17 protein-coding genes are annotated in these 23,769 nt (G+C 68.3%); 8 read left to right on the forward strand and 9 right to left on the reverse strand.

Annotation, left to right across the window (positions count from 1 at the left end; all coding sequences use genetic code 11):
• The 3 genes from ACWGE0_RS04240 to ACWGE0_RS04250 form a co-directional block, all read right to left on the reverse strand.
• Positions 1-1,074: an SGNH/GDSL hydrolase family protein gene (locus tag ACWGE0_RS04240; protein ID WP_452259451.1), complete on the reverse strand. Its 1,074-nt coding sequence runs from the start codon at positions 1,072-1,074 to the stop codon at positions 1-3.
• Entirely contained in the window at positions 1,071-2,777 is a 1,707-nt protein-coding gene (locus ACWGE0_RS04245) for a cellulase family glycosylhydrolase (RefSeq protein WP_452259452.1), read from the reverse strand. Before ACWGE0_RS04245 ends, ACWGE0_RS04240 begins: the two co-directional genes overlap by 4 nt.
• A gap of 106 nt (positions 2,778-2,883) precedes the next feature.
• Positions 2,884-4,191 (reverse strand): DUF1996 domain-containing protein, encoded by a 1,308-nt coding sequence (locus ACWGE0_RS04250; protein ID WP_452259453.1) that lies wholly within the window; start codon positions 4,189-4,191, stop codon positions 2,884-2,886.
• Between the two features lie 390 nt (positions 4,192-4,581).
• Between ACWGE0_RS04250 and ACWGE0_RS04255 the strand changes: the two genes are divergently transcribed.
• Positions 4,582-5,007: a hypothetical protein gene (locus ACWGE0_RS04255; RefSeq protein ID WP_452259454.1), complete on the forward strand. Its 426-nt coding sequence runs from the start codon at positions 4,582-4,584 to the stop codon at positions 5,005-5,007.
• Positions 5,008-5,050: 43 nt separating this feature from the next.
• Here the strand turns inward: ACWGE0_RS04255 and yicI are convergent, their stop codons facing one another.
• Entirely contained in the window at positions 5,051-7,276 is a 2,226-nt protein-coding gene (gene yicI, locus ACWGE0_RS04260; protein ID WP_452259455.1) for an alpha-xylosidase, read from the reverse strand.
• A gap of 120 nt (positions 7,277-7,396) precedes the next feature.
• Between yicI and ACWGE0_RS04265 the strand changes: the two genes are divergently transcribed.
• Complete coding sequence (locus ACWGE0_RS04265) at positions 7,397-8,542, forward strand: hypothetical protein (protein ID WP_452259456.1); 1,146 nt, start codon at positions 7,397-7,399, stop codon at positions 8,540-8,542.
• Positions 8,543-8,545: 3 nt separating this feature from the next.
• On the opposite strand, the gene ACWGE0_RS04270 is transcribed toward ACWGE0_RS04265, so the two are convergent.
• Positions 8,546-9,778, reverse strand: coding sequence for an ROK family protein (locus ACWGE0_RS04270; protein ID WP_452259457.1), 1,233 nt, complete (start codon positions 9,776-9,778; stop codon positions 8,546-8,548).
• Between the two features lie 135 nt (positions 9,779-9,913).
• On the opposite strand from ACWGE0_RS04270, the gene ACWGE0_RS04275 reads away from it, so the two are divergent.
• The 6 genes from ACWGE0_RS04275 to ACWGE0_RS04300 are packed head-to-tail and all read left to right on the forward strand — an operon-like array spanning position 9,914 to position 18,368.
• Positions 9,914-11,572 (forward strand): ABC transporter substrate-binding protein, encoded by a 1,659-nt coding sequence (locus tag ACWGE0_RS04275; RefSeq protein ID WP_452259458.1) that lies wholly within the window; start codon positions 9,914-9,916, stop codon positions 11,570-11,572.
• A 2-nt stretch (positions 11,573-11,574) separates the two neighbouring features.
• Positions 11,575-12,573, forward strand: a complete 999-nt coding sequence (locus ACWGE0_RS04280; protein ID WP_452259459.1) for an ABC transporter permease — start codon at positions 11,575-11,577, stop codon at positions 12,571-12,573.
• Entirely contained in the window at positions 12,570-14,324 is a 1,755-nt protein-coding gene (locus ACWGE0_RS04285) for a dipeptide/oligopeptide/nickel ABC transporter permease/ATP-binding protein (RefSeq protein WP_452259460.1), read from the forward strand. The genes ACWGE0_RS04280 and ACWGE0_RS04285 overlap by 4 nt, the downstream gene beginning before the upstream one ends.
• Entirely contained in the window at positions 14,321-15,082 is a 762-nt protein-coding gene (locus tag ACWGE0_RS04290; RefSeq protein WP_452259461.1) for an ABC transporter ATP-binding protein, read from the forward strand. Before ACWGE0_RS04285 ends, ACWGE0_RS04290 begins: the two co-directional genes overlap by 4 nt.
• Positions 15,079-17,532: a glycoside hydrolase family 2 protein gene (locus tag ACWGE0_RS04295; protein WP_452259462.1), complete on the forward strand. Its 2,454-nt coding sequence runs from the start codon at positions 15,079-15,081 to the stop codon at positions 17,530-17,532. Before ACWGE0_RS04290 ends, ACWGE0_RS04295 begins: the two co-directional genes overlap by 4 nt.
• Positions 17,532-18,368, forward strand: coding sequence for a LacI family DNA-binding transcriptional regulator (locus ACWGE0_RS04300; protein ID WP_452259463.1), 837 nt, complete (start codon positions 17,532-17,534; stop codon positions 18,366-18,368). Before ACWGE0_RS04295 ends, ACWGE0_RS04300 begins: the two co-directional genes overlap by 1 nt.
• A 77-nt stretch (positions 18,369-18,445) precedes the next feature.
• On the opposite strand, the gene ACWGE0_RS04305 is transcribed toward ACWGE0_RS04300, so the two are convergent.
• From ACWGE0_RS04305 to ACWGE0_RS04320, 4 genes are all read right to left on the reverse strand, one after another.
• Positions 18,446-19,723 (reverse strand): RICIN domain-containing protein, encoded by a 1,278-nt coding sequence (locus ACWGE0_RS04305; protein ID WP_452259464.1) that lies wholly within the window; start codon positions 19,721-19,723, stop codon positions 18,446-18,448.
• Between the two features lie 141 nt (positions 19,724-19,864).
• A complete protein-coding gene (locus tag ACWGE0_RS04310) occupies positions 19,865-20,770 on the reverse strand; it encodes a cellulose binding domain-containing protein (RefSeq protein ID WP_452259465.1) in 906 nt (301 codons plus the stop codon).
• 12 nt (positions 20,771-20,782) lie between these two features.
• Positions 20,783-22,765 (reverse strand): RICIN domain-containing protein, encoded by a 1,983-nt coding sequence (locus ACWGE0_RS04315; RefSeq protein ID WP_452259466.1) that lies wholly within the window; start codon positions 22,763-22,765, stop codon positions 20,783-20,785.
• 161 nt (positions 22,766-22,926) lie between these two features.
• The gene (locus ACWGE0_RS04320) at positions 22,927-23,700 is read right to left on the reverse strand and encodes a hypothetical protein (protein ID WP_452259467.1); all 774 of its coding nucleotides are present in this window, start codon (positions 23,698-23,700) and stop codon (positions 22,927-22,929) included.
• Positions 23,701-23,769: the final 69 nt, after the last annotated feature.

A 23,769-nucleotide genomic window follows, 5' to 3' on the forward strand; every position in this document is an offset into this window, starting at 1 on the left:
TCACCAGGCCAGCCCCAGCTTCGAGATGTAGTTGTTCAGCAACCCGGAGATCAGCCCGTGGTCGTGCTGCGAGAAGTGCCAGTCGCAGCCGAGCCGGTCCAGTGCCGGGTCAGCGTAGTTCCAGTAGCGGACGCGGCTGTCACCCCGGTTGTTCCGCTCCTGCGCGACCTGCCGGACGGCGTCGGCGAACGTCCCGGAGGCCTCTCCGAGGCTCACCAGGATCGTCGTGCCGGAACCGTAACGGGCCCGCAGCTTGTCGAGAAACCCGTGGTAGGCCGACTTGTACGCGGCCACGAGGCTCTCCGGGGTCGACCACTGCTCACCCGGCTTGAGCGCGGTGGAGAAGTCGTTGGTGCCCAAGCCGACCACGACCAGCTGCGGCCGCCACGTGCCGGGGTTCTGCCACACGTCGCCGTTCACGTGCAGCAACGCCCGGTCGTAGTAGGTGCGGTAGCTGGTGCCGGGCTCGCCGCCGCCGTAGTTGCGCACCATGCCGCGGCCGGAGAAGGCGTTGATCTGGTAGTCGGCGTTCAACGCGCGGGAGGTCAGCGCGCCGAAGCTGACGTCGGAGTTGGTGTTGCGGTCGACGCCGCCGTTCGTGGAGCAGTCGCGCGTGGTGGACAGGTTCCCGTAGCCCGCGGTCAGCGAGTCGCCGATGAACTCGATCTGCCGGGTCCGCCGCGCGGGCTTCGTCAGCACGGCACCGCCGGAGGCGGCGACGAACCCGCCGAACTCCGCTGCGGCCCAGGGACTTTCCGACCGCTTGACGAGCCGGACGCGGTGCTCGGCGTTGCTCAGGTTGCGCACCCAGTGCGTGGTGCGGCCCGGCTTCACCAGCGTCGCCACGGTCCTGCCGTCGATCTGCACGTCGTAGTAGCTGTTCGCGTCGTTGAGCGAGACCCCGACGCCGGTGCCCCGGAACCGACCCTCGAAGTAGACGCCGGGCCAGCTGAACTGGCCCTGCGCCGTGACCCGGCCCGCGGTGTGCGCCTGGTCGAGGACACCCGGCGCGGCCTGAACCGCGGGCGCGCCGAGCAGTGCGGCGACGAGGACCACCAACGTTGTGCGGATCATGCGATCGCTCCTGTCACGGCGCTGCCCGACTTGGTGACGTGGTAAGTGACTTTGGTACCGCTCCAATAGTGGAACGTGAGCGTCACCGGCGCGTTGTCCCTGACCGTGTTGAGGAAATCAGGCCTCAGGAGCGTGGTACCGCTCGAGTAGTCGGGCGCGAACGTGCGGTCGTACTCCTTGAAGGACGTCCAGTCGTTCGGCCCGGCGTTGGTGCCGTCGGCGTACTTCGCCTCCATCGTGGCGAGCAGGTCGCCGCGGAAGGCCGTCGGGATCGCGAACGAAGCCGTTGTGCCGCTTGCGTTCGACAGCACCGGCCGGTCATAGGTGATCAGGTTGAACTTCCACGGCACACCGCGGGAGAAGCGGGCGGTCAGCACCGCGTTGGTGCCGTACTGCCGCGATCCGCTCAGCCTCGTCAACGCCGCCGCGGTCAGGGTGAGCTGATCTCCCGCGACGGTGTAGTCCCGGCCGCTGACCAGTGCCGTGTTGCCCTGCCACAGCCCCGAGAACGAGGTTCCGTTGAGGTTCAGGGTGATCGTCTTGGCGGTGATCGCACTCGACTTGGCGCTGAACACCTGGTCGGTGAACGCGGTGCCGGACCGGGTCGTCCAGCTCGACCTGATCTGCGCGAAGAGCTGCGGATCGCTCCACTGGAACGACGTGCGACCGAGGTGCTGGCCGTTGTCCCACAACATCGTGGTGATCTTCTTGGTACGCGCGTAGTAGCCGAGGTACTCGAAGAACTTCAGCTTCTCGCCCTGCTCGATGGTCCCTGTGTGCCGGTCGAACCCGAGCAGCCCGTACTCGCCGAGGATCACCGGGACGCCCTTCGCGACGAACGCGTTGTACACGCGGTCGAAGTAGCCGGTGAGGTCGTTCTGCGCGGTGGCGTCGAACCGCGTGCCGCCGGCGATGTTCACGCTGAACGGCCAGTAGCCGTAGTAGTGCACCGTGGCGGCCAGGTTCGGGTCGTCGAAGCCCCGCATCTGCGTCGCCAGCGCGTCGACCAGCGGCTGATCGGCCGAGGTGTGCAGGGTGGGCAGGATCAGCAGGCGGCTGGTGTTGTTGCCGCCCGACCGGCGCACGATGTCGCGGAACGACGCGTTGAGCTCGCCCAGCAACTGGATTTCCTGCGCCTGCCCCGAACTACCGGTGAACTGCGGCTCGTTGACGCTCTCCAGCGTCAGCTTCGGCCCGAAGTCCTTGAACGCGGCGGAAAGCTGCGTCCAGACCTTGTTGAGCCGGCTCAGCACGCCGGCGCGGTTCCCCGGCATGGCGTTGATCCACTGCCACGAGTCGTGGTGGATGTTGACCATGACGTAGAGGTCGCGCGCCAACGTCCAACGCACGACCTCCTTGACGCGGTTGAGGTACGCGGCTTCGATCGTGCCGTCCTGCGCGAGGTGCGCACTCCACGTGACCGGAAGGCGAACGCTGCGGAAGCCGTTCGCCTTCACGTTGTCCAGCAAGGCTTCCGTGATGCGCGGGTTGCCCCACGACGTCTCGTCGGCGCCGGTCGAGTCGAGCGTGTTGCCGAGGTTCCACCCCGGCTGCATCGCCGCGACCTGCTCCATCGCGCCGGCGGCCCGGGCCTCCGCCGAAGCGGCCACTGGCGCGGCCACTCCAGCGAAGACCGCTGCCGCGGCCACCATCACACCGATCCACCGCCGGATCGGCCACACTTCAACGAGTAACCGCGACATGTTCCGAAAAATGGCACGGCGCCTTGCGGTCGTCAAGACACCGAACCGGAAATCGATACGCTTCGACGATTTCGACTTGAGAATCGTCGAACATGAACGACCGAATTCACTCGCGGCACTTCTTGCCGGTGTTGACGCAGTTGACGAGCCTGTCCATGATCTGCTGCGACATCACGTTGGCGAAGTCGTTGTGGTCCGAGAACGGGTTGTGCTTCTCCTCGGGGAACGAGTCGACCGCGTACTTGCCCCGCTGCTGGATGTCGCGGGGAATGTTGTAGGTCAGCGAGATCCGCAGCTGCGGAACCGCCTTGAAGCCCTTCTGACATCTGCCATTGGCATCCGGGAAGACGATGTGCTCGCGATGCTTGGCCGAGTCGATGTTCTTGCCGTCCCAGCAGCTCGGGAAGTCGTGAACCCGCTTGACCTTCGAGCCCTGCGGGCAGACCGGGTACTTGTTGATCAGCACCTTGTCCTCGAAGCCGCTGCAGGTCCAGCCGTCGCGGGCGTTCTTGGTGCCGTTGGCCGTGACCTTGGCGTCGCCGTAGAGGATGCGCAGGAACTTGGGCATCGCGACGACCTTGCCGACCGGCGAACCGCGGAACGTGAGCTCGGCGGCCTCCGGGCGCTGGATGTCGCCGTCGTTGCCGGGCAGTTCGTTCTCGCCGCCGCCGTCGCCGCCCTCGAGCTTGCACGGTGCCAGCTTCTCGAGACCCTGCGGCCGCTCCGCGTTGCGGCCGATCGCGATGGCCATGCGGTCGATGGTGGCGACCCGCTTGTCCTTCAGCGGTCCCACGATCGCGTTCTGGTTGAAGTTGGCATCGCGCGGGTTCTCGTTCTTGGCCAGGCGCTTGTTCGCCTCGTCGATCTGGGTCTTGAGCAGTGCCAGGTTGCGGTCGACCTCGGCCTTCGCCTGGCTCGGCACCTTGGGCAGTTTGCTCGCGACGTCCGGGCAGTTCACGACCTTGACATCGGCCTCCTCATCGTCGTCGTCGATGCGCACCACCGGCCAGAAGTAGGCCGACTTGTCCCCGTTCTTGCAGGTGGTTCCGGCCGCCTCCAGGGACTTGTTGTTCGAGTCCGCGTTCGTCGACAGGTTCCCGACGTAGTCGTGCAGGTGCTGGGCACCGTTGCGGACACCGGGCTGCGCGATGAAGTTGTCCGGGTTGAAGTGCCCGTTCTCGTTGCGACCGCAGTCGACCGTGAACGTGCCGGTTGTCGCGTCGTTCTCCGGTCTGGGTTTCTTGACGTTGGGCTTGACCTTCGTGATGTCGACGAAGGAGCTCTTGTCCGCCCCGTCCGCCAGAGCGGAGTCACCGCTGCTCGTGGTCGCCACGGCGAGCGCGCCCACCGCGACCAGGCCGAGCACACCCGCCGCGACCTTCAGCGCGAGGGGCTGTCCTTTGTAGAGGCTCATACCCGGGGTACGGACGGGGAGCCGAAACGGCTCATTTCGACAATATTCGAGTCGAATAACTGTCGAACGCGGCCGCCACCGGGTCACCGCGTGCCGCGCCGAACACGCGCTCATGCCGCACGACTGGCCGCGCACCCGTGCCAGAGCGGTTCTTTCTCGCGGTGTACGACGAGCTTCCCGACCCGACACTCGAGCACGTGCGAGTCATGATCACTGGGTGAGCACAGACATGCGTCAGCTCCCTTTCGGACAATAGGCGTCGCGTTCTGACAATGGTGGCGCTCGCCGTCCTGCCCTTCATCTCCAGTGCCGCTCCAGCCTCGGCAGCTCAACCCGACTGCGTCCCCGCCGCCAAAGCCTCCGCCGGCGCCGCGGCCGTGAAGGTCCAACGTGAAGAGCACCGACGGTGACCGCAACTGTCCGCGACACGTGGGTTCCGCCCGGTACAAGGAATTCCTCGGCCTGATGGCCAAGGCCGCCAAGGACCGCGGCGTCACGCCGATCTTCCTGACGCGCGTCTCGGCGATCAGGTGCAGCGGCAGCACGGCCGTCGCCACCCGCGGCTTCCTCACCGAGACGTTCGACGCGGGCCGGGCCGGCGGCGCGACCGTCATCGACCTGCACAAGCTGAGCTACACGCTCTACAACACGCTCAAGCTGTGCCCCAACAACGGTGACTACACCAGCGGCCCGGTCGGCGCGTTCTTCTGCAACGACCACACCCACTTCGAGGCGGCCGGGGCGAGGCAGATCGCCGGTGTCGTCGCGAAGGCACTGAGTGACCAACGAATTCCCCTTTCCAGCTACCTCAAGTGAGAAGGGATGGTGGTCCGGTCGCCACGGCTGGACCACCCACCGTTCACCAGTCCTCGACGGTGAGCGTGCCGCCGGTGCCCGGAATCGGTTCTCCGCCTGGGAACTGGATCTGCCACACCGACGGCGGCGACTCGGCCTCGACGACGATCCGGTCGCCGTCGCGACGCGTGAGGAAGGTGGAGCCGGCGACCTCGGTGGTGAGCGAGGCGCCGTCGTCGAGCTGATGGATCCGCAACGTGACGCCCTCCGCGTAGTCGTAGTCCGGACGGTCGTCGACGGCACCGAGCGGAAGCACGGTGTTCGGCCGCACCAGCAACGGCACGGTGAGGAAGTCGCACGACATCGTTGTCCACCTGCCGCCGGCCACCGGTTCGCCGGTGAAGAAGTCGGTCCAGACGCCGTCCGGCACGTAGAACGACACCTTGCCGCTGTCGGAGAACACCGGCGCCACCAGCAAGCTGTCGCCGAGCATGTACTGCCGTTCGAGATGGGTGCACGCAGGATCGTCCGGGAACTCCAGCGCCATCGCCCGCATCATCGGCGTTCCCTCGGTGGCGGCCTGCAGTGCCGCGTGGTGCAGGTACGGCATCAGCCGCGCCTTGAGCTTCGCGAAGACCCGCAGCACGTCGACGGACTCCTCGTCGAACAGCCACGGCACCCGGTACGACGAGCTGCCGTGCAGACGGCTGTGCGAGGACAGCAGGCCGAACGCGATCCACCGCTTGAACAAGGCGGGGTCCGGGGTGCCCTCGAAGCCGCCGATGTCATGGCTCCAGTAGCCGAAACCGGACAGTCCCAGGGAAAGCCCGCCGCGCAGGCTCTCTGCCATGGCCTCGTAAGTCGATTCGCAGTCGCCGCCCCAGTGCACCGGGAACTGCTGCGACCCCGCGGTGGCGGCACGGGCGAACACCACGGCTTCGCCGTCACCACGCCTCTTGCGCAGCACCTCGAAGACCGTCTTGTTGTAGAGATAGGCGTAGTAGTTGTGCATCCGCTCGGGATCGGAGCCGTCGAAGTACACGACGTCGGTGGGGATCCGCTCGCCGAAGTCGGTCTTGAAGCAGTCCACGCCCTGGTCGAGCAGGGCTTCCAGCTTGGAGGCGTACCACTCGCGGGCGGCAGGGTTGGTGAAGTCGACCAGCGCCATGCCCGGCTGCCACAGATCCCACTGCCACACGTCACCGTCCGGCCGGCGCAGCAGGTAGCCGCCTTCGAGGCCCTCGGCGAACAGCGGAGACCGTTGTCCCACATAGGGGTTGATCCACACGGAGATCCGCAGGTCCCTGGACTTCAGCCGGTCCAGCATGCCCTCCGGGTCGGGGAACATGCGCGGGTCCCACTCGAAGTCGCACCAGTGGTACTCGCGCATCCAGAAGCAGTCGAAGTGGAACACGCTCAAGGGCAGGTCGCGCTCGATCATGCCGTCGATGAAGCCGGAGACGGTTTCCTCGTCGTACGACGTCGTGAAGGACGTGGACAGCCACAGGCCGAACGACCACAACGGCGGCATCGTCGGGCGTCCGGTCAGCAACGTGTACTTGCGCAGGATCTCCTTGGGACTGGGGCCGTAGATCACGAAGTACTCCAGCGTCTGCCCCTCGACGCTGAACTGCACGCAGGACACCTTCTCCGAAGCGACCTCGAACGACACGTGCCCCGGATGGTTGACGAAGATGCCGTAACCCGCGTTGGTCAGGTAGAACGGCACGTTCTTGTAGGCCTGCTCGCTGCTCGTGCCACCGTCGGCGTTCCAGATGTCCACCACCTGGCCGTTGCGGGCCAACGGTCCGAAGCGCTCGCCTAGGCCGTACACCACTTCACCGACGCCGAGTCCGAGCCGGTCACGGACGTAGTGCTTGCCGTCCAGGGTCATGAAGCCCATGCCCTTGGCGGAGCTGGAGGTGAGCACGTCGCCGTTCGCGACGAACTCGATCAGCCAGTCGCGGCCGACCCTGACCTCCAGCGCACCGGAGGTCAGGGTCTCGTCGGTGAGGTGCACGTAGGGTTCACCCCCGCCGAGGGCGAACTCGGGGTGTTTGGGTCGCCCGCCCTCGAAGTGCGTCAGGCTCACGCCGATCACGTCCGGCATCGGCGAGGAGAACCGCACCGTCGCCACCGGGCCCTGCAACAGGTCACCACGCCGGCGGATCGGGCGGGTCGGCGCGTGCACCACCAGCTCCCCCGCCGCCTGGGTGATGTCGTGAACCTCGACCGGATGAGCAGCCTGCACACCGTCGCGCAGGAGCCAGTACCCGTTGCTGAACTTCATTCGACCGCTTTCACCGTTCGAATTCGAATCGAATCGTTTCGATTCCTTTTCTTTCGGAACGTTAGCGATAACGTGCCTGGTGAGGAAACCCCTGCATTCCTTCTCCGAGGGAGATTTCGCATGTTCTCCACCAGGTGGCGAGTGGGCGCGATCGTGGCCGTGTCGGCAATGCTCGGCGGCGTTCCGGCGGCGCACGCCGAACCCGGGATCCTGGCCTGCGGTGATCGCTCGTTCAACGCGGAGGCCGTGCTGAGCGGCAGCACGTGGACCGCCCGCAACGGCACCCGGACCGTCTACACCGGCGGCGACATGCGGTCCGCCGTGCAGGCCGCGGTCGGCAGCCTCACCGCGGGACGCACGGCGAAGCAATGGGTTCTGGTGCGCGGCAGCGGTGCGATCAGCGCGGGTTCGCGCATCTCGTTGCCCAGCTACACCGGCATCGACGTCTGCGGCACGATCAACGTGACCGGCACGGGTTCCGGCGACCAGGCCCCGATCTACTCCAGGGGCACCCACGACGTCGAGGTGCGCTACCTCACCGTCACCGGCCGCCCGCTGTACGGGATCTTCATGCGCAACGTCGACAACCTCGTCCTCGGCCAGATCGACATGCGCCTGTCCGGCGGCCTCGGCGTGCGCGTCGACAACCGCGGCAACACCAGCGTGCGCAGCCGGAACATCAGGATCGACAACGTCTTCGTCTCCGGCGCGAGCAGCCACGCCGTCGAAACGTACGGCGTCGACACCATCACCATCGGCACCGTGACAGCCCGCAACGTCGGCGAGTCCGGCCTGCTGCTCAACGACACCATCAACGCCTCCGTCGGCACCGTGGACGCCGAGAACGCCGGCGCGGGCACCGGCTACGCGGCCTTCCGCACGGCCAACCGCAACGGCCGCATCGGCTCCGGCTACCCGACCAACATCCGCGTCGGCACCGTCCGAGCCCGCGGCGGCGGCCGTGGCGTCTTCTGCGTGTCGGAGAGCGGCGGGCTGACCATCGACCGGATCGACCTCGCGAACACCGGCAACAACGCCGTCCTGATCGAGAACTGCCACAACGTCAACCTCGCGGCGCAGAGCGGCACGGTCAGCGGTGGCGGGGAGATCCGGCTGGCCGCGCGCTCGGAGTTCCCGAACAACAGCGACATCACCGTCCAGAACCTGACGTTGACCAACTCGGCGGTGCGCGAAAGTCCTTGTGGCACCAACACGACCTTCCGCAACCTCACACTGAACAACAGCACGTCGAACGTCTGCCCGTAACGGTCACCGGACGAGCTGCTGGAACACCGGCGGCTCGTCCGCGGCCAGATCATCCGGCAGCCGCAGCCCCGTCCGCCGCGGCACCAGCTCGGACTGCAACACGATCGCCGCCGCCCCGATCGCCGGTGCCGACGCGGCCGAGGGCGACAACCGCACGGACACCGGATGCGCCGACCGGGCGATGAACCCGCCGTCCAGCTCCGCGCGCAACACCGGCAGGTAGATCGACCCCGCGATGGCGAAACTGGGCCCGGTCAGCACCACCACTTCGAGATCCAGCACGTTCGCCAGCGAGCGGGCGGCCACGGCGATGTACCGCGCGGACCGCTCCAGCAGCGTCAGCGCACGCGTGTTCCCCTGCCGGGCCGCCCGGCTGATCGCCGCGAAGTCCGCCGCGACCGGTGCCGTGACACGGGTCCGGCCACCCACCAGTCCCGCCGCACGGGTCAGTGCCCGGTCCTCCCGCGCCTGCGCGACGACCGCGGCGGGGCCGGCCAGCACCTCCAGGCATCCCCTCGCACCGCAGGAGCACCGCGGTCCGTCGACGTCCAGGCACGTGTGGCCGATCTCGCCGGCGTGGCCGCTCGGGCCGCGGTGCGTCGTGCCGCCGAGCACCACCCCGGCGCCGACGGCGGTGCCCATGTAGAGCGCGGCGAACGTCGACGTGGCCCCGACGCCGCCGGACCAGTGCTCGCCGATCGCCGCCGCAGTCGCGTCGTTGTCCAGCACCACCGGCAGTCCCGTCGCCAGTTCCAGCTCCTGGGCGAACGCGAGGTGCGTGGACGGGCGGGCCGACACCAGGCCGAGGCCGAGGATTCGATCCCGTTCGACACCGACGCTGTCGATCAGCGCGCTGACCTCGCGGGCCATCCTGGCGACCACGGCGGGCAGGTCGTCGGTGCCGGCGCCCGCGCGCGAGATGCGGGCCACCACCGCGCCGCCGAGGTTGGTCAGCACGTAGGTGATCCGCGCGTCGTCGAGGTGCACGCCGACGGCGTAGCGCGCGAAGTGGTTGAGCTGCAACATGACCCGGCGTTTGCCGCCGGTGGACTCCGCGTGCCCGGTCTCGGCGACCAGGCCCTCGTCGATCAGGCCGCGCACGACGGTGGAGATCGTCCCGCCGGTCAGGCCGCTGGCGTTGACCAGGCCGACACGGCTGATCATGCCGGCGGCGCGGATCAGGTCCAGCACGGCCGCCCTGGTGCTGGCGTGGGTCACCCGCGCCGGTCCGCTCACTGGATTCCTCCGTCGAACGACGAACTTTGCTCATCGACAAGTCATGACCAGTAAACCATCCCGAGGCGTTGACTTTCTTTGTTTAGTAACTGAAGAATCTCGGCCGCGAACCACCCAGCGACGGGAGGATCAACGATGCTCAAGCAGCTCTGCGCACTCGGTCTGGCGGTGGTCGTCGCGGCCACGGCGGCGTGTTCCGGATCCGGTGGCGGCGGTCAGTCCCGGGACAGCCTCGTCGTCTACACCGGCCAGGCCGGCGACTTCCAGATCAACTTCAACCCGTACGCCCCCACCCAGATCGAGGGGCCGGGCACCATCTACGAGCCGCTGTTCTTCTACAACATCGCCAAGGACCAGCCGCCCAAACCCATGCTGGGCACCGAGCACAAGTGGAATGCCGACGGCACCGAGCTGTCGGTCACCCTCAGGGACGACGTGTCCTGGTCCGACGGCGAGAAGTTCACCGCCGAGGACGTGAAGTTCACGCTGGACATGGTCGCCAAGACCCCCGCCGTCAACAAGACCGGCTTCAAGGGCACGACCACCGCCGTCGACGACACCCACGTCACCATCAAGTTCCCCGAACCGTCCTACATGGACGGTCCGCAGGTGCTGGGGCAGCTCTGGATCATGCCGGAGCACATCTGGAAGAACTACCCGACGCCGGCGACCGAGGTGAACCAGAACCCGGTCGGCACGGGCCCGTTCCAGCTCGGTGACTTCAAGGCGCAGTCGTTCACCCTCAAGGCGAACCCCAAGTACTGGGGCGGCGAGCCCGCGGTCAAGCAGATCCGCTACCTGTCGCTGTCCGGCAACCAGGCCGGGGTGGACGCGCTGAAGGCCGGGTCCATCGACTGGCAGACCGGCCCGATCCCGGACATCAAGGACATCGAGAAGAACTACCCCGGATACAAAGCCGTCGTCCTGCCGCTCAACCAGGTTTCGCTGTTCACCTGCTCCAACGCGCAGCTCGGGTGCCAGGGCGCGCAGACCGATCCTGCCGTGCGCAAGGCGATCTACTACGGCATGAACCGCACGCAGATCAACTCGCTGGCCTTCCAGAACGTCAACAGCGAGATGTCGCCCGGTTTCACGTTGCAGCCGCGCGACGCGTCGCTCATCTCGAGCAAGCTGACCGATCGCATGGCGCCGATGAACGCCGACACCGCCAAGGCCGACCAGCTGCTCACCTCCGCCGGGTACGCCAAGGGTTCGGACGGCATCTACGCCAAGGACGGCAAGCCGCTGGCGTTGAGCGTGAAGGTGGTCGCCGGCTGGACGGACTACATCACCGCGCTGGAGACCCTCGCCCAGCAGCTGCTCAAGGTCGGCATCAAGATCACGCCGCAGCAGCTGTCGTGGAACGAGTGGGCCGACGCGCGCGGCCGCGGCCAGTACGAGCTGCTGATCGACTCGGTGGAGCAGGGTCCCGCGCCCGACCCGTACTACACCTACAGCTACTTCTTCTCGACCGCGACCACGGCGCCGGTCGGGCAGTCCGCCACCCCGAACTTCGCCCGGTTCAGCAACGCGACCGTGGACAAGGCGCTGGCAGAGCTGAAGAAGACCGACCGCGGCGACTCATCGCGGCAGCAGCACTACGACGCCATCCAGGTCGAGCTCGAGAAGTTCATGCCGTACATCCCGGTGCTGACCGGCGGGGTCCCGAGCGAGTACAACGACAAGGCGTTCACCGGCTGGCCCAGCAAGGACGACCTGTACGCGTTCCCCGCGGTGTGGAAGCGGCCGGACGCCTCCCAGGTGTACATGAAGCTCAAGCCCGCCGGGAAGTGACGATGAACTACTACGTGCGCAAGGCCGCCTTCTACCTGGCGGCCCTGTGGGCGGCGGTGACGCTGAACTTCGTCATCCCCAGGATGTTGCCGGGCAACCCGGTGGACATCCTGATGGCCAAGCTCCAGCAACGCGGCGGGACCGTCGACCCCGCCGCCCGCCAGGCCTACGAAACGCTGCTGGGCACCGGCGGGCGCGACTCGTTCCTCCAGGAATACGTCAGCTATCTGGGCAACCTGCTGCGCGGCGAGCTGGGTGTGTCGGTCAGCGCGTTCCCGGCGAAGGTGTCCGACGTGATCGCCGGGTCGCTGCCGTGGACCGTCGTCCTGGTCGGTCTCTCGACGCTGCTGTCGTTCCTGCTCGGGATCGGGCTCGGCGCCGTCGTCGGCTGGAAGCGCGGCACCTGGCTCGACGCCCTGGTGCCCGCGACCACCGTGTTGTCGGCGGTGCCGTACTTCTGGCTGGCGCTCATCCTGGTCGCGCTGCTCTCGACCGGGCTGGGCTGGTTCCCGCTCAACGGCGGCTACGACGTGGTCCTCGATCCCGGCTGGAGCGGGGAGTTCCTCGGTTCGGCGATCTACCACGGCATCCTGCCCGCGCTGACGATCGTGATCTCGTCGATCGGCGGGTGGCTGCTGGGCATGCGCAACATGATGGTCTCGGCGATGTCCGAGGACTACGTGCTGACCGCCAGGGCGAAGGGACTGCGGGACAGCCGGATCATGATCGGGTATGCGGCGCGCAACGCGGTGCTGCCGTCGGTCGCCGGGTTCGCGATCTCACTCGGGTTCGTGGTGTCCGGGTCGATCGTCACCGAGCTGGTGTTCTCCTACCCCGGCATCGGGTCGAAGCTGCTGCAGGCCGTGCAGAACAACGACTACGCGCTGATGCAGGGGATCTTCCTGGTGATCACGATCGCGGTGCTGGGCGCCAACCTGGTCGTGGACCTGTTGTACGGCCTGATCGACGCTCGGACCAGGGATCGGAGCGTGGTGTCATGACCAACCTCAGTCCGCTCACCGAGATCACGCCGGAAGTGCCGAGATCGCGCAACCGCTGGCGAGGCCTCCTGCCGCGCTGGTCCGCCAGGCTGGGCACCGGACTCGGCCTCGCCGGTGCGATCGTCCTGTTCGGACTGATCGGCCCGCTGCTCACCGGCGATCCCGCCACGATCAGGGACATCGGGCTCACCCCTCCCGGCGGCGAGCACCTGCTGGGCACCACGGTCACCGGCCAGGACATCCTGGCCCAGCTGGCCCACTCCACCCGCGGGTCGCTGCAGATCGGCCTGCTCGTCGGGATCATGGCGACCGTGCTGTCCGGTGTCTTCGGCATTGTCGGCAGCTACGCGGGCGGCGTGGTGGACGAGGTCTTCTCGCTGTTCTCCAACGTGATGCTGGTGATCCCCGGCCTGCCGCTGGTCATCGTGATCGCCGGTTTCGTCCCTCCCGACCAGCGCGGCACGGCGACGATCTCGCTGGTGCTGGCGATCACCGGCTGGGCCGCGGCTGCCCGTGTGCTGCGCGCGCAAACGCTGTCGTTGCGCACCAGGGACTACGTGGCAGCGGCGCGGGTGTCCGGAGAGAAGACCTGGCGGGTGATCTGCGTGGAGATCCTGCCGAACCTGTTGCCGATCCTGGCCTCCCAGTTCGTGTTCGCGGTCGTCCTGGCGATCCTCAGCGAGGCAGGGCTGTCGTTCCTCGGGCTCGGCGCGGCCAACTCGTCGACGCTCGGCACGATGCTCTACTACGCCCAGAACGGCTTCGCGCTGCAACGCGAGGCGTGGTGGTGGTTCGTGCCGCCGGGCCTGATCATCGCCCTGTTCGGTGGTGCGCTCGCGCTCATCAACTTCAGCATCGACGAGATCATCAACCCGAAGCTGCGCGATCGCACCAGGCGTGAACGGGATGTCGTCGCCACCACAGGTGAGGTGGTCCCCGCGGAACCGGACGCCGTGCTGACGGTCAGGAACCTCAACGTCGTGTACCGGGGTGAGAAGCCGGTGCACGCCGTCAAGGACGTGTCGCTGACGTTGCGGCGGGGCGAGATCCTCGGTCTGGCCGGGGAATCCGGGTGCGGCAAGACCACGCTCGCCTACGCGATCAACCGCCTGCACCGGCCACCGGCCGAGGTCACGTCCGGCTCCGTCACCTTCGAGGACGTCGACGTGCTGGCGCTGGGGCCTGAGGAGCTCAGGGAGTTCCGCTGGGCCCGGCTCTCCATGGTGTTCCAGGGCGCGATGAACGCACTGAACCCGGTCACCCCGATCCGCGCGCAGCTGCACGACGTCCTGCGCACCCACCGGCCCTCGATGTCCACTCCGGACCGGGAGGCACGGTGTGCGGAGGTGCTCCGGCTCGTCGGCGTCGACCCGGCCCGCCTCGGCGCGTACCCGCACGAGCTGTCCGGCGGTATGCGGCAACGGGTGATGATCGCGATGGCGCTGTTGCTCGACCCGCAGGTCATGATCATGGACGAGCCCACCACCGCACTCGATGTCCTGGTGCAGCGCGAGATCCTGAACGAGATCAAGCGTTTGCGCGACGAGCTGGGGTTCGCGGTCGTGTTCATCACGCACGACCTGCCGTTGCTGCTGGAGCTGAGCGACCGGATCGCGGTGATGCGCGACGGCGAGGTCGTCGAGTACGCCGCGGCCGAGGAGATGTACCTGCGGCCCCAGCACCCGTACACGCGCGAGCTGCTGGCGTCGTTCCCCAGTCTCACCGGCGAGCCAGGAGCGCTGATCCGATGACCACACTGGAAGTTCGCGGCCTGACCAAGGCGTTCGGATCGACCCGCGCGGTGGACGACGTCTCGTTCACGCTCACCGCGGGCCGGACCGTCGCGCTGGTCGGCGCGTCCGGTTCCGGCAAGTCGACGATCGCCAGGATGATCGCCCACCTGGTCCGTCCCACCTCCGGGGAGATCGTGCTGACCGGGCCGGACGGGAGACCGGTGCCGCGGCGGAGCTACCGCGACCACGTGCAGATGATCTTCCAGGACCCGTTCGCGTCGCTCAACCCGTTCCACACGGTCGAACACCACCTCGCCCGGCCGCTGCGACTGCACGGACGTGCACGCTCGGAGGTGCCGCAACTGCTGGAACGCGTGAGCCTCACGCCGGCCGGGGACTTCGTGCACAGGCGGCCGCACGAGCTGTCCGGCGGGCAGCGGCAACGGGTCGCCATCGCCCGCGCGCTCGCACCCGGCGCCAAGGTGATCATCGCGGACGAGCCGGTGTCCATGTTGGACGTCTCGATCCGGCTGGGAGTCCTCAAACTCCTCTCCCGCCTGCAACGCGAGGAGAACCTCGCCGTCCTCTACATCACGCACGACCTGGCCACCGCACGGCACTTCTCCGACGAGGTCCTGGTGATGCACCAGGGCCGGATCGTCGAACGCGGCGACAGCGACGAGGTGCTGGTCCGTCCACAGGATCCCTACACCCGCCGGCTGGCCGCCGCCGCACCCGACCCCGAAGCCCGCTTCTCCCCGGGAGGACCGTCTTGATCCGCCAGTACCTGCACGACGGCTGGCAGCTGACCGCGACGACGAACGAGGTGCCGGACAACATCCGGGGCAGGACCGTGCCCGCGACCGTGCCCGGCAGCACGCACCTCGACCTGCTGTCGTCCGGGCTGATCACCGACCCGTTCCTGGACCAGGCCGAGACCGAGCTGACCTGGATGCACCGCGCGGACTGGCGCTACCGCACCACGTTCCTGGCCGCGGCGGTGTCGTCGGACGATCGGGTGGACCTCGTGTTCGACGGCCTGGACACGATGGCCGCGATCGAGCTCAACGGGCATCTGCTCGGCCACACCGCGAACATGCACCGCGGCTACCGCTTCGACGCCCGGCGGTTCCTCGTCGACGGCGGCAACGAGCTCACGGTGACGTTCTCGTCCGCCCTGGCGCACGCCGAGAAGGTCGAGGCCGGTCTCGGCCGCCGGCCTCACGTCAACACGCACCCGTTCAACATGATCCGCAAGATGGCGTGCAGCTTCGGCTGGGACTGGGGGCCGGACCTGCAGACCGCGGGCATCTGGCGGCCGGTCCGGCTGGAACGCTGGCACACCGCCCGGCTCGCTCAGGTGCGCCCCGTCGTGACGGTCTCCCCTGACCACACCGGGCACGTCGAGCTGCACGTCGACGTCGAGTGGACCGAGGCGCCGCGCGAGAACCTGGCGCTGGAGATCAGCGTGGGCTCCTGCGAGCACACCGTCGTCGTCCCCGCAGGGCAGCAGACCGTCGTCGCACGCGTCGACGTGCCGGACGTCGACCTGTGGTGGCCCGCGGGGCACGGCGACCAGCCGCTCTACGACCTGGACGTCGTGCTCCGCAGCGGATCGGCCACTGTGGACGGTGCGAAGCGGCGGATCGGGTTCCGCACGATCACCGTCGACACCACACCGGACGAGATCGGCACGCCGTTCACCATCGCGGTGAACTCCACGCCCCTCTTCGTGAAGGGCGCCAACTGGATTCCCGACGACCACTTCCTCACCCGGATCACGCGCGAACGCCTGGCACGGCGGGTGGGCCAGGCCGTGGGCGCGCACATCAACCTGTTGCGGGTGTGGGGCGGCGGAATCTACGAGTCCGACGACTTCTACGACGTGTGCGACGAACGCGGTGTCCTGGTGTGGCAGGACTTCCCGCTCGCGTGCGCCGCGTATCCGGAGGAAGAGCCGGTGCGCGCCGAGCTGGAGGCCGAGGCGCGCGAGAACGTGGTCCGGCTGATGTCCCACGCCTCGCTGGCGCTCTGGAACGGCGGCAACGAGAACCTCTGGGGGTTCGCCGACTGGGACTGGCCGGAGCAGCTCGAGGGCAGGACCTGGGGCCTGGGCTACTACGACGAGGTGCTGCCGAGGATCGTGGCGGAGCTCGACCCGACCCGCTTCTACTGCCCCAGCAGCCCGTACAGCCCAGTGGAGGGCCTGCACCCGAACGACGAGAACCACGGCACCCGGCACGACTGGCAGGTCTGGAACGAGATCGACTACACGCACTACCGCGACCACGTGCCGCGGTTCTGCTCGGAGTTCGGGTTCCAGGGCCCGCCGGCGTGGGCCACCCTCACCCGCTGGATCCACGACGAGCCGCTGACCCCGGCGTCACCGAGCTTCCTGACGCACCAGAAGGCCGAGGACGGCAACGGCAAGCTCGACCGCGGCCTGGCGGCCCACCTTCCGGTCCCGCAGCGATTCCCGGACTGGCACTGGGCGACCCAGCTCAACCAGGCGCGGGCGGTCAGCTTCGGCATCGAGCACTTCCGCTCGTGGTGGCCGCGCACGGCCGGCGCGATCGTCTGGCAGCTCAACGACTGCTGGCCGGTCACGTCGTGGGCCGCGATCGACAGCGAGGAGCGCCTGAAGCCGCTCTGGTACGGCCTGCGGCACGCGTTCGCGCCGCGGCTGCTGACCTTCCAGCCACGCGACGGCGCGCTGGTGCTGATCGCGGTGAACGACCACGACGAACCGTGGGACGCGCACCTCACGCTGGACCGGCAGACGTTCCGGGGCGTCACGCTGCACCTGACTAGACTGCGCCGGACGGTGCCGCCGCGGTCGACCCTCGTGGTGCACCTGGACGAAGCGCTGCGACAGCCGGTGCACGACGACGCGGAGGTGATGGTGGCGACCACCGCCGACGCGCGCGCGATCTTCTCGTTCCGCCCGGACTCCGAGCTGTCGTACCACCCCGCTCCCCTGGCCGCCCAGGCCGAGGCGGTGCGCGGTGGCTACGAGGTCGAGGTGCGCGCCAAGTCGTTCGCACAGGACGTGGCGATCCTGGCCGACCGGGTCGCGCCGGACGCGGTGGTGGACGACATGCTCGTGCCGATGCTCGCCGGGGAGGTCCGCGTGTTCCACATCCGCACGGACGCCGCCGTCGACCCGATGGCCTTCACCGATCCGCTGGTCCTGCGCTGTGCCAACGATCTCGGCGTGGTGCCCTGATGCACGACTCGCTGACCGGCGCGGTCGGGCTCGTGCTGGCCAGGCCCGCGCGGCTGCTGGGTGTCGAGCCGTTCTTCATGGAGTTCATCGCCGGGATCGAGGAACGGCTCGCCGAACGCGACCTGTCGGTGCTGCTGCACGTGGTCGGGGACCACGAGGCCGAGATCGCCGCGTACCGTCGCTGGGCGGCACGCGGCCTGGTCGACGCGATCGTGATGGTCAACCCCGCGGCCGACGACCCACGTCCTGCCGTGCTGGCCGAACTGGCCCTGCCCACCGTGGTCGTCGGCGACGATCCGCACCTTCCCGCGGTCCGCACCGACCACGCCGGCCCGATCACCGAGGCGCTCGGCCACCTGCTCGACCTGGGTCACCGCCGGATCGCCAGGGTCACCGGTCCGTCGTCGTTGCAACACACCCAGGCCCGCACCGCCGCGCTGCTCTCGGGCTGCGCGGCGGCCGGGGTCGACCCGGTGATCGTCGAAGGCGACTACTCGGAGGAGGCGGGCGCCAAGCTGACCACCGCGCTGCTGACCCGGCCGGAACCGCCCACCGCGATCCTCTACGACAACGACGTGATGGCCGTGGCAGGTCTCGCCGCGGCCACCGCGCTCGGCGTCGTGGTGCCGGACCAGCTCAGCCTGGTGGCGTGGGACGACTCGACGCTGTGCCGGCTGGCCTCGCCCGCGTTGACCACCATGAGCGTCGACGTGCACCAGTTCGGCGTGTCCGTGGCCGAGTCGGTGCTCGAGGGGATCGACGGCCTCCTCGTCACGCCGCGCTGGTCGCCCACCGCCCGCTACCTGGCGCGCGGCACCACCGCACCCTCCGTCTGAGCCATGCCTGGCCCTGATGGCGTCTGCAAGTACCACCAACTCAACATCAACAGGCACCTTTCTACTACCAACAGCACTCACGCGATGCGGAACGACTGGGCCGCGCCGCCGTTGCACGCCGCCTGCACCAGTTGCACCTCGTCCGCCGTCGAACCGCCGGGGACGGTCAGGCACTTGCCGCTGTGCCGGGCGACGAGGTGGTAGTAGCCGCCGCCTTCGGACTCCGCCTGCCACTGCTGGTTGTTGCCGCCGCCGTACGCCCACAGCTGCACACCCGCGTTGTCGGCGAGCGACACCCCGGACACGTCGAGCACCTGCGTCGCGTTGGTGCGGTTGTTGACCCGCGTGTAGCCGCCGGTCGTCGGCTGGAACTGGAACTGCTGCGCGGTGGTGCCGTTGCAGGAGTACTGCTGGATCACCGTGCCGTTGGCCGAGCCCGCGGCCCTCGCGTCGACGCACTTTCCGTTCGCCTTGTTGACCACCGGGTACCAGACGTTCGGCGAGATGCCGCCGGGGTCGTTCGTGCCACCGCCGAGGCCGCGCAGGCCGTCGAGGATCAGCTTGTTCTGCTGCGCGCTCTCGAACGTCGACGACAACGGGGTGTCGGTCGCGTAGTTCATCTTGTTGTGGCCGAAGTTCGCGTACAGCATCTTGTAGTTCTTGTTGGTCCAGATGATCGGGTAGTCGCCGGAGTACCAGATCTCACCGGCGCTGTCGCCGACCGGGAACGTCGACTGGTCCAGCGCCGCGAGCACGGTGATGTTCGGGTTCTGCCGAATGTTCTTCTCCCACGCGTACCACTCGCTGGCCGAGGACAGGATGGTGTCCGGCAGGTTCGCGGTGGCCGGGTTGCCGTGGTTCTCGATCCGCAACGTCTCGGCGGTCGGCGCCCAGCTGTTGTCGGCGAGGTGGCCCGAGCCCAGGAAGTCGTAGTGGTACCAACGGGTGTAGGCCTGGTCACCGGAGTCGGAGTAGCCGGAGACGTGGAAGCCGAAGAACGCCCCACCCGCGTCCAGGTAGCGCTTGAAGCCCTCGTACTGCTGCTGGGTGTGCGGCTTGTCGTCGAGGAACATCACGACCTGGTACTGGCCCGGCGTGATGCTCGTCAGCAGGTTCCAGTCCTTGGTCGCGGTGTAGGTGAAGCCGTTGGCGGCGGACTGCTGCGGGAACCAGACGTTCGCCTCCCGCTGGAAGCTGCGGTGCGCCTGGTCGGCGGCCTCGCTGTAGAAGGCGAGGACCTTGAACGGGGCGGCGGCCTCGGCCGGTGGCGTGACCGCCGCCGCGCCGGCGACCAGTCCTGCCGCGGCACCGGCGGCAAACGCTTTCCAGGCGCGCTTGAAGAAGCTTCTCGGCATGGGGCGTCCTTTCCGGCGCGACGGGGACGCGCCGGGTGGCAGGGAGGAACGGTCTCGAACCCGCACTCGGATTAAGGCACACCCGAAGCCAAGTGGTCCAGACCTATCCGCGCCGTTACCGCGACCGGGACGACGACCGTGCTACTCGACCGAGCACTGCGCCCCGTTGAACGTGAACGCGCCAGGCGCCGAGTTGGCACCGCGCGAGTTGCCGTTGAAACCGATCTGCACCGAACCACCGGGTGCGATCTGCGGGTTGTAGTCGGCGTTCACCGCGGTGACCGTCGCGCCGTACTGCCGCGGCGAGGCGTTCCACATGTCCCTGACGGACTCGCCGTTGGCGAAGGTCCAGCGCAGCGACCAGCCGTTCGTCGACTTCGTGCTGGTGTTGCGCACGGTCACGTTCGCCTGGAAACCGCCCTGCCACTGCCCGGTGATGCGGTACGCGACCGCGCAGGGCTTGGCCGGCGGTGGCGGTGGCGGCGGGGTGGTCGTCGGCGCCGGACGTGCCGGCGGCGAAGCAGCGGGAGGCGTTGTCGTCGACGACGGTGGAGCGGGCTTCGAGGTCCCCGAGCCGTCGCACGGCGGGCCCCACAGGCCCTTCTTGGCCGCTGCCGCCTCGGACTGGGCGCTGATCAGCGGTCCGCCGTCGACGCCTTCCGGCCGCATCGCGCCCTCCTGCACGGCCAGCACGGCGTAGTCGGTGCCGTCCTCGAGCTCCAGGGTGATCTCGCCGGGCTGCAGGCCGGTGAACCGGACCGAGCTCGCCAGCAGGGTCTTCCTGGCGAACGCCAGTGCGGCGTCGGCCCAGCAGGGTGCGGGAGGGGCCAGCGAGGCGATGCGGACCTTCGAGCCGTCGGCGAGCTCGATCGTGCGGCCGTCGATCACGTCTCGCACGACGGTGATCACGTTCTGCGGCGGCACCACCTCGTTGATGAGCGTGGGCGGTTTGAGCGGGGTGCGGGATGACGGTGGCGGCGCGGTCGGATCAGCCGTGCAGGCTCCGCTGAGCAGAACCAACATCACCAACAAGTGCTTGCGTGCCACCGTCACTCCCGACTACCTGACCGACAAAGCAGACCAACGTTGGTTCGCACCGGAAGTCGCGTGGTACAAACCGATTCTGGCACCGTCCTCACGCGACTCGCCGACCACGTCGAGCAGCGATCCGGTGACGGCGTTCACGAACGTCCAGCTGCCGTCCCCGGTCGACGACAGCACCCACCTGGCGGCAGGACTGTCGGTGGAGATCAACGTTGCGTTACCGTCCACAGCGGCGATTCGCTGCTTGGTGGCGGCGTTGACGATGGAGAACTCGACGTCGTTGCCGTACCCGCCCGTCCGCCGCTCCAGCCGCCACACCTGGTCCTGCGCACCGGTGTTCGTCGTGCGCTGGACGAGCGTGGTGCCCGACGGGGCGAGGGACTTGTCGCTCTGCGCGCCGGTGAGCCGGTAGGTGCCGTTCAGGGCGGCCGACCGGTCGAGACCGCTGACGCCCGACACGTCGAACGTCACGACCGACCGCGCGGGCACGCTGAGCGTTGCCTTGCGGTCCTTCACGCGCACCGGGGCGCCCTTGACCAGCGCACCGAACATGTCCGTCACGATCGGCCGGACGGACGCGTTCGGCCGCACCGAGCCGAACGCCGAAAGGTCCAGCGTCACGGACTGCGGCTGCTCGGACTGGTTGAGGTGCACCACGGTCTTCAGCTCGGTGTTGCGCACCGCCGCCATGTCGGTCTTGGTGTTGACCTTGACCATCCGGTCGCCCGGCTTGACGTAGTGCGTGAAGTTCCGCAGCGTGTGGAACTTGCTGTTGACCCGCGCGGGGCACGTCGCGAGCGTGTCCTGCGGGCCGCAGTTGAACGGGATCTGGACGACACCCCAGTTCATGCCCGCCGGCGTCTCACCGCCGGGCTTCATGTTGTCGTAGTCCTCGATCGCCTGCCACAGCAGCCAGGCGCGCGGTTCCAGCTCGCGCACGTCGTCGATCACACGCGCGGCGATGCCCAGCCCGGAGTCCATGGCCGTGAAGCTCTGTCCGGTCCCCCACGAGCCGTCGACCTCGCTCATCCACAACGGCTTGTCCGCGGCCTTGGCGATGTCACGGGCGGACGTGCGGCGGTCCTGGCCGTAGGTGTGCACGTTCAACTGGCTCACCTGCGACCGCACGGCGGCCGGATAGCCGGCCCAGTCGTCGGCGAAGATGCCGGGGTTGGTCTCGTCCGGCGCGGAGACGGTCGCCTTCAACCGCTTGGCGCGCAACGCGTCCGCCATCGCGGGCACGACCTTCGCCTGCAGCGCCGGGCTCATGTGCGCGCCCTCCTGCCGGCCACCGGTCGGGTTGCCGTCAGGACCGAGCTTGGTGCTCCAGTACGGGGTGTTGGGCTCGTTGAACGGATCGACCGTCGCGAACTTGATGCCGTGCGAGCGTTCCAGCTCCGCGGTCGCCTGCGCCAGGTACGCGGCGAAGTCCTTGACCCTGTCCTCCCGCAGCTGGTCCGCGGACGCGTCGAACCCACCCGACACGTACCCGCTGACCGTCTGGAACCACGGCGGCGAGTTGCTGAACGCCTCCCACTTGGTCACCTGCGACTTGATCCGGTCGACCCACCAGCGCTGACGGGGATCCGCCGCGGCGTCGAAGAACCGGGGGTCGCCCGGCTTCCACCAGTCGGTGTCCGTGCGCTTCGTGCCCGCCGGTGCCTTCCACCAGCCGGGCACCGCGGCACCCGCGCGGAGGTACTCGGGGACGTCCGGCGCGTTGCCGCCGCCGATGTTGTAGCGGGCGATGTTGAGGTTCAGCCCGTCTTCTCCGAACAACAGCTCCGCAAGCTGGTTGCGGATCTCGTCCGGGTATCCCCCAGTGGCGTTGGCGAACCACACGAGGCTCGTTCCCCAACCCTGAAAAGGCTCTTGCTGGTAAGTCGGATCCGGCCGCACGGTCACGGATTCCACGGCGGCCGAAGCGGGTGCGCCGCCGTAGACCACTGTGGACAGTGTGAGCGCCGAGGCGGCGAGAAAGGCAGGGAATCTGGTCATCGGTTCTCCGTTGAACGGGCGATGTTCACGCTAACAACTATCGAGAACCACCCTGCACGTCAAGGGCCTGCCGAGCGGTGGCGCGTTCCGCTCGGCAGACCCTCTGGGACGTTCACCCCCGAGGAGAGGCGGGCCCTGGACGCTCAAAACCCCGAGGAGAGTTACTTGAGCGAACAGGTGGCGAATCGTTCCAGTCCCTGAGGCCGCTCGCCCACGCGGCCGATGGCGATCGCGATCCGGTCGAGCGCGGAGGACCGCTTGCCCGCCAACGGGCCGAGGATCGCGTTCTGCACGAAGTTCGGCCCGCCCTGACCGGCAGACGTGCGCAGCCGCTCGTTCGCCTCGGCCTGTTGCTTGCTGAGGTTCGCGAGCTCACGGTCCACTTCGGCCTGAGCCTTGGCGGGCACGTTCTGCAGGACGGGCAACGGGCACTCGATCGTCTTCCCCGACGCCGACGAGCCAGTACCGGAGCCGGTTCCAGCGGACGAGGACCGAGTCGTCGTCGGTGCCGCGGACACGGCGGGCGCCTGGCCGAGTCCGCAGGTCGCGAATCGTTCCAGACCTTCCGGCTTCTCGGCGACGCGGCCGATCGCGGTCTCGATCCGGTTCAGCGCCGCGACCCGCTTGCTCGCGAGTGGGCCGAGGATCGCGTTCTGCACGAAGTTCGGCCCGCCCTCGCCCGCGGAGGTGCGCAACCGGTTGTTGGCCTCGGCGATCTGCTTGTCCAGATTGGCCAGTTCGCGCTGGACCTCGGCCTGCGCCTGCGCGGGGACCGCGGGGACGACGGGCTGCGGACAGGCGATCGACTGAGTGCCCGCGCTCTCCCCACCGGCGAACGCGGCGACCGCGGTCACGCCGGTCAAAGTGGCCGCGACGGCGATCCCGGCAACGAGCACCCTCTTGCGCCGTTCTGGTTTTGCATGTGCTCTCGACATGTTCGAACCCTCACGAATCGGTGGACGTCATTTGCCGGCATACCGGGATACGGACCGGGACCGTACAGG

It is taken from the genome of Lentzea sp. NPDC054927 (assembly GCF_053610285.1).

Excerpts from the sequence above, each read along its gene's own strand:
- ACWGE0_RS04265 (WP_452259456.1), top strand. The coding sequence starts at position 7,397 with ATGTTCTCCACCAGGTGGCGAGTGGGCGCGATCGTGGCCGTGTCGGCA.
- ACWGE0_RS04275 (WP_452259458.1), top strand. The coding sequence starts at position 9,914 with ATGCTCAAGCAGCTCTGCGCACTCGGTCTGGCGGTGGTCGTCGCGGCC.
- ACWGE0_RS04280 (WP_452259459.1), top strand. The coding sequence starts at position 11,575 with ATGAACTACTACGTGCGCAAGGCCGCCTTCTACCTGGCGGCCCTGTGG.
- ACWGE0_RS04285 (WP_452259460.1), top strand. The coding sequence starts at position 12,570 with ATGACCAACCTCAGTCCGCTCACCGAGATCACGCCGGAAGTGCCGAGA.
- ACWGE0_RS04300 (WP_452259463.1), top strand. The coding sequence starts at position 17,532 with ATGCACGACTCGCTGACCGGCGCGGTCGGGCTCGTGCTGGCCAGGCCC.
- ACWGE0_RS04290 (WP_452259461.1), top strand. The coding sequence starts at position 14,321 with ATGACCACACTGGAAGTTCGCGGCCTGACCAAGGCGTTCGGATCGACC.
- ACWGE0_RS04245 (WP_452259452.1), bottom strand. The coding sequence starts at position 2,777 with ATGTCGCGGTTACTCGTTGAAGTGTGGCCGATCCGGCGGTGGATCGGT.
- ACWGE0_RS04250 (WP_452259453.1), bottom strand. The coding sequence starts at position 4,191 with ATGAGCCTCTACAAAGGACAGCCCCTCGCGCTGAAGGTCGCGGCGGGT.
- ACWGE0_RS04315 (WP_452259466.1), bottom strand. The coding sequence starts at position 22,765 with ATGACCAGATTCCCTGCCTTTCTCGCCGCCTCGGCGCTCACACTGTCC.
- ACWGE0_RS04240 (WP_452259451.1), bottom strand. The coding sequence starts at position 1,074 with ATGATCCGCACAACGTTGGTGGTCCTCGTCGCCGCACTGCTCGGCGCG.
- ACWGE0_RS04305 (WP_452259464.1), bottom strand. The coding sequence starts at position 19,723 with ATGCCGAGAAGCTTCTTCAAGCGCGCCTGGAAAGCGTTTGCCGCCGGT.
- yicI (WP_452259455.1), bottom strand. The coding sequence starts at position 7,276 with ATGAAGTTCAGCAACGGGTACTGGCTCCTGCGCGACGGTGTGCAGGCT.
- ACWGE0_RS04320 (WP_452259467.1), bottom strand. The coding sequence starts at position 23,700 with ATGTCGAGAGCACATGCAAAACCAGAACGGCGCAAGAGGGTGCTCGTT.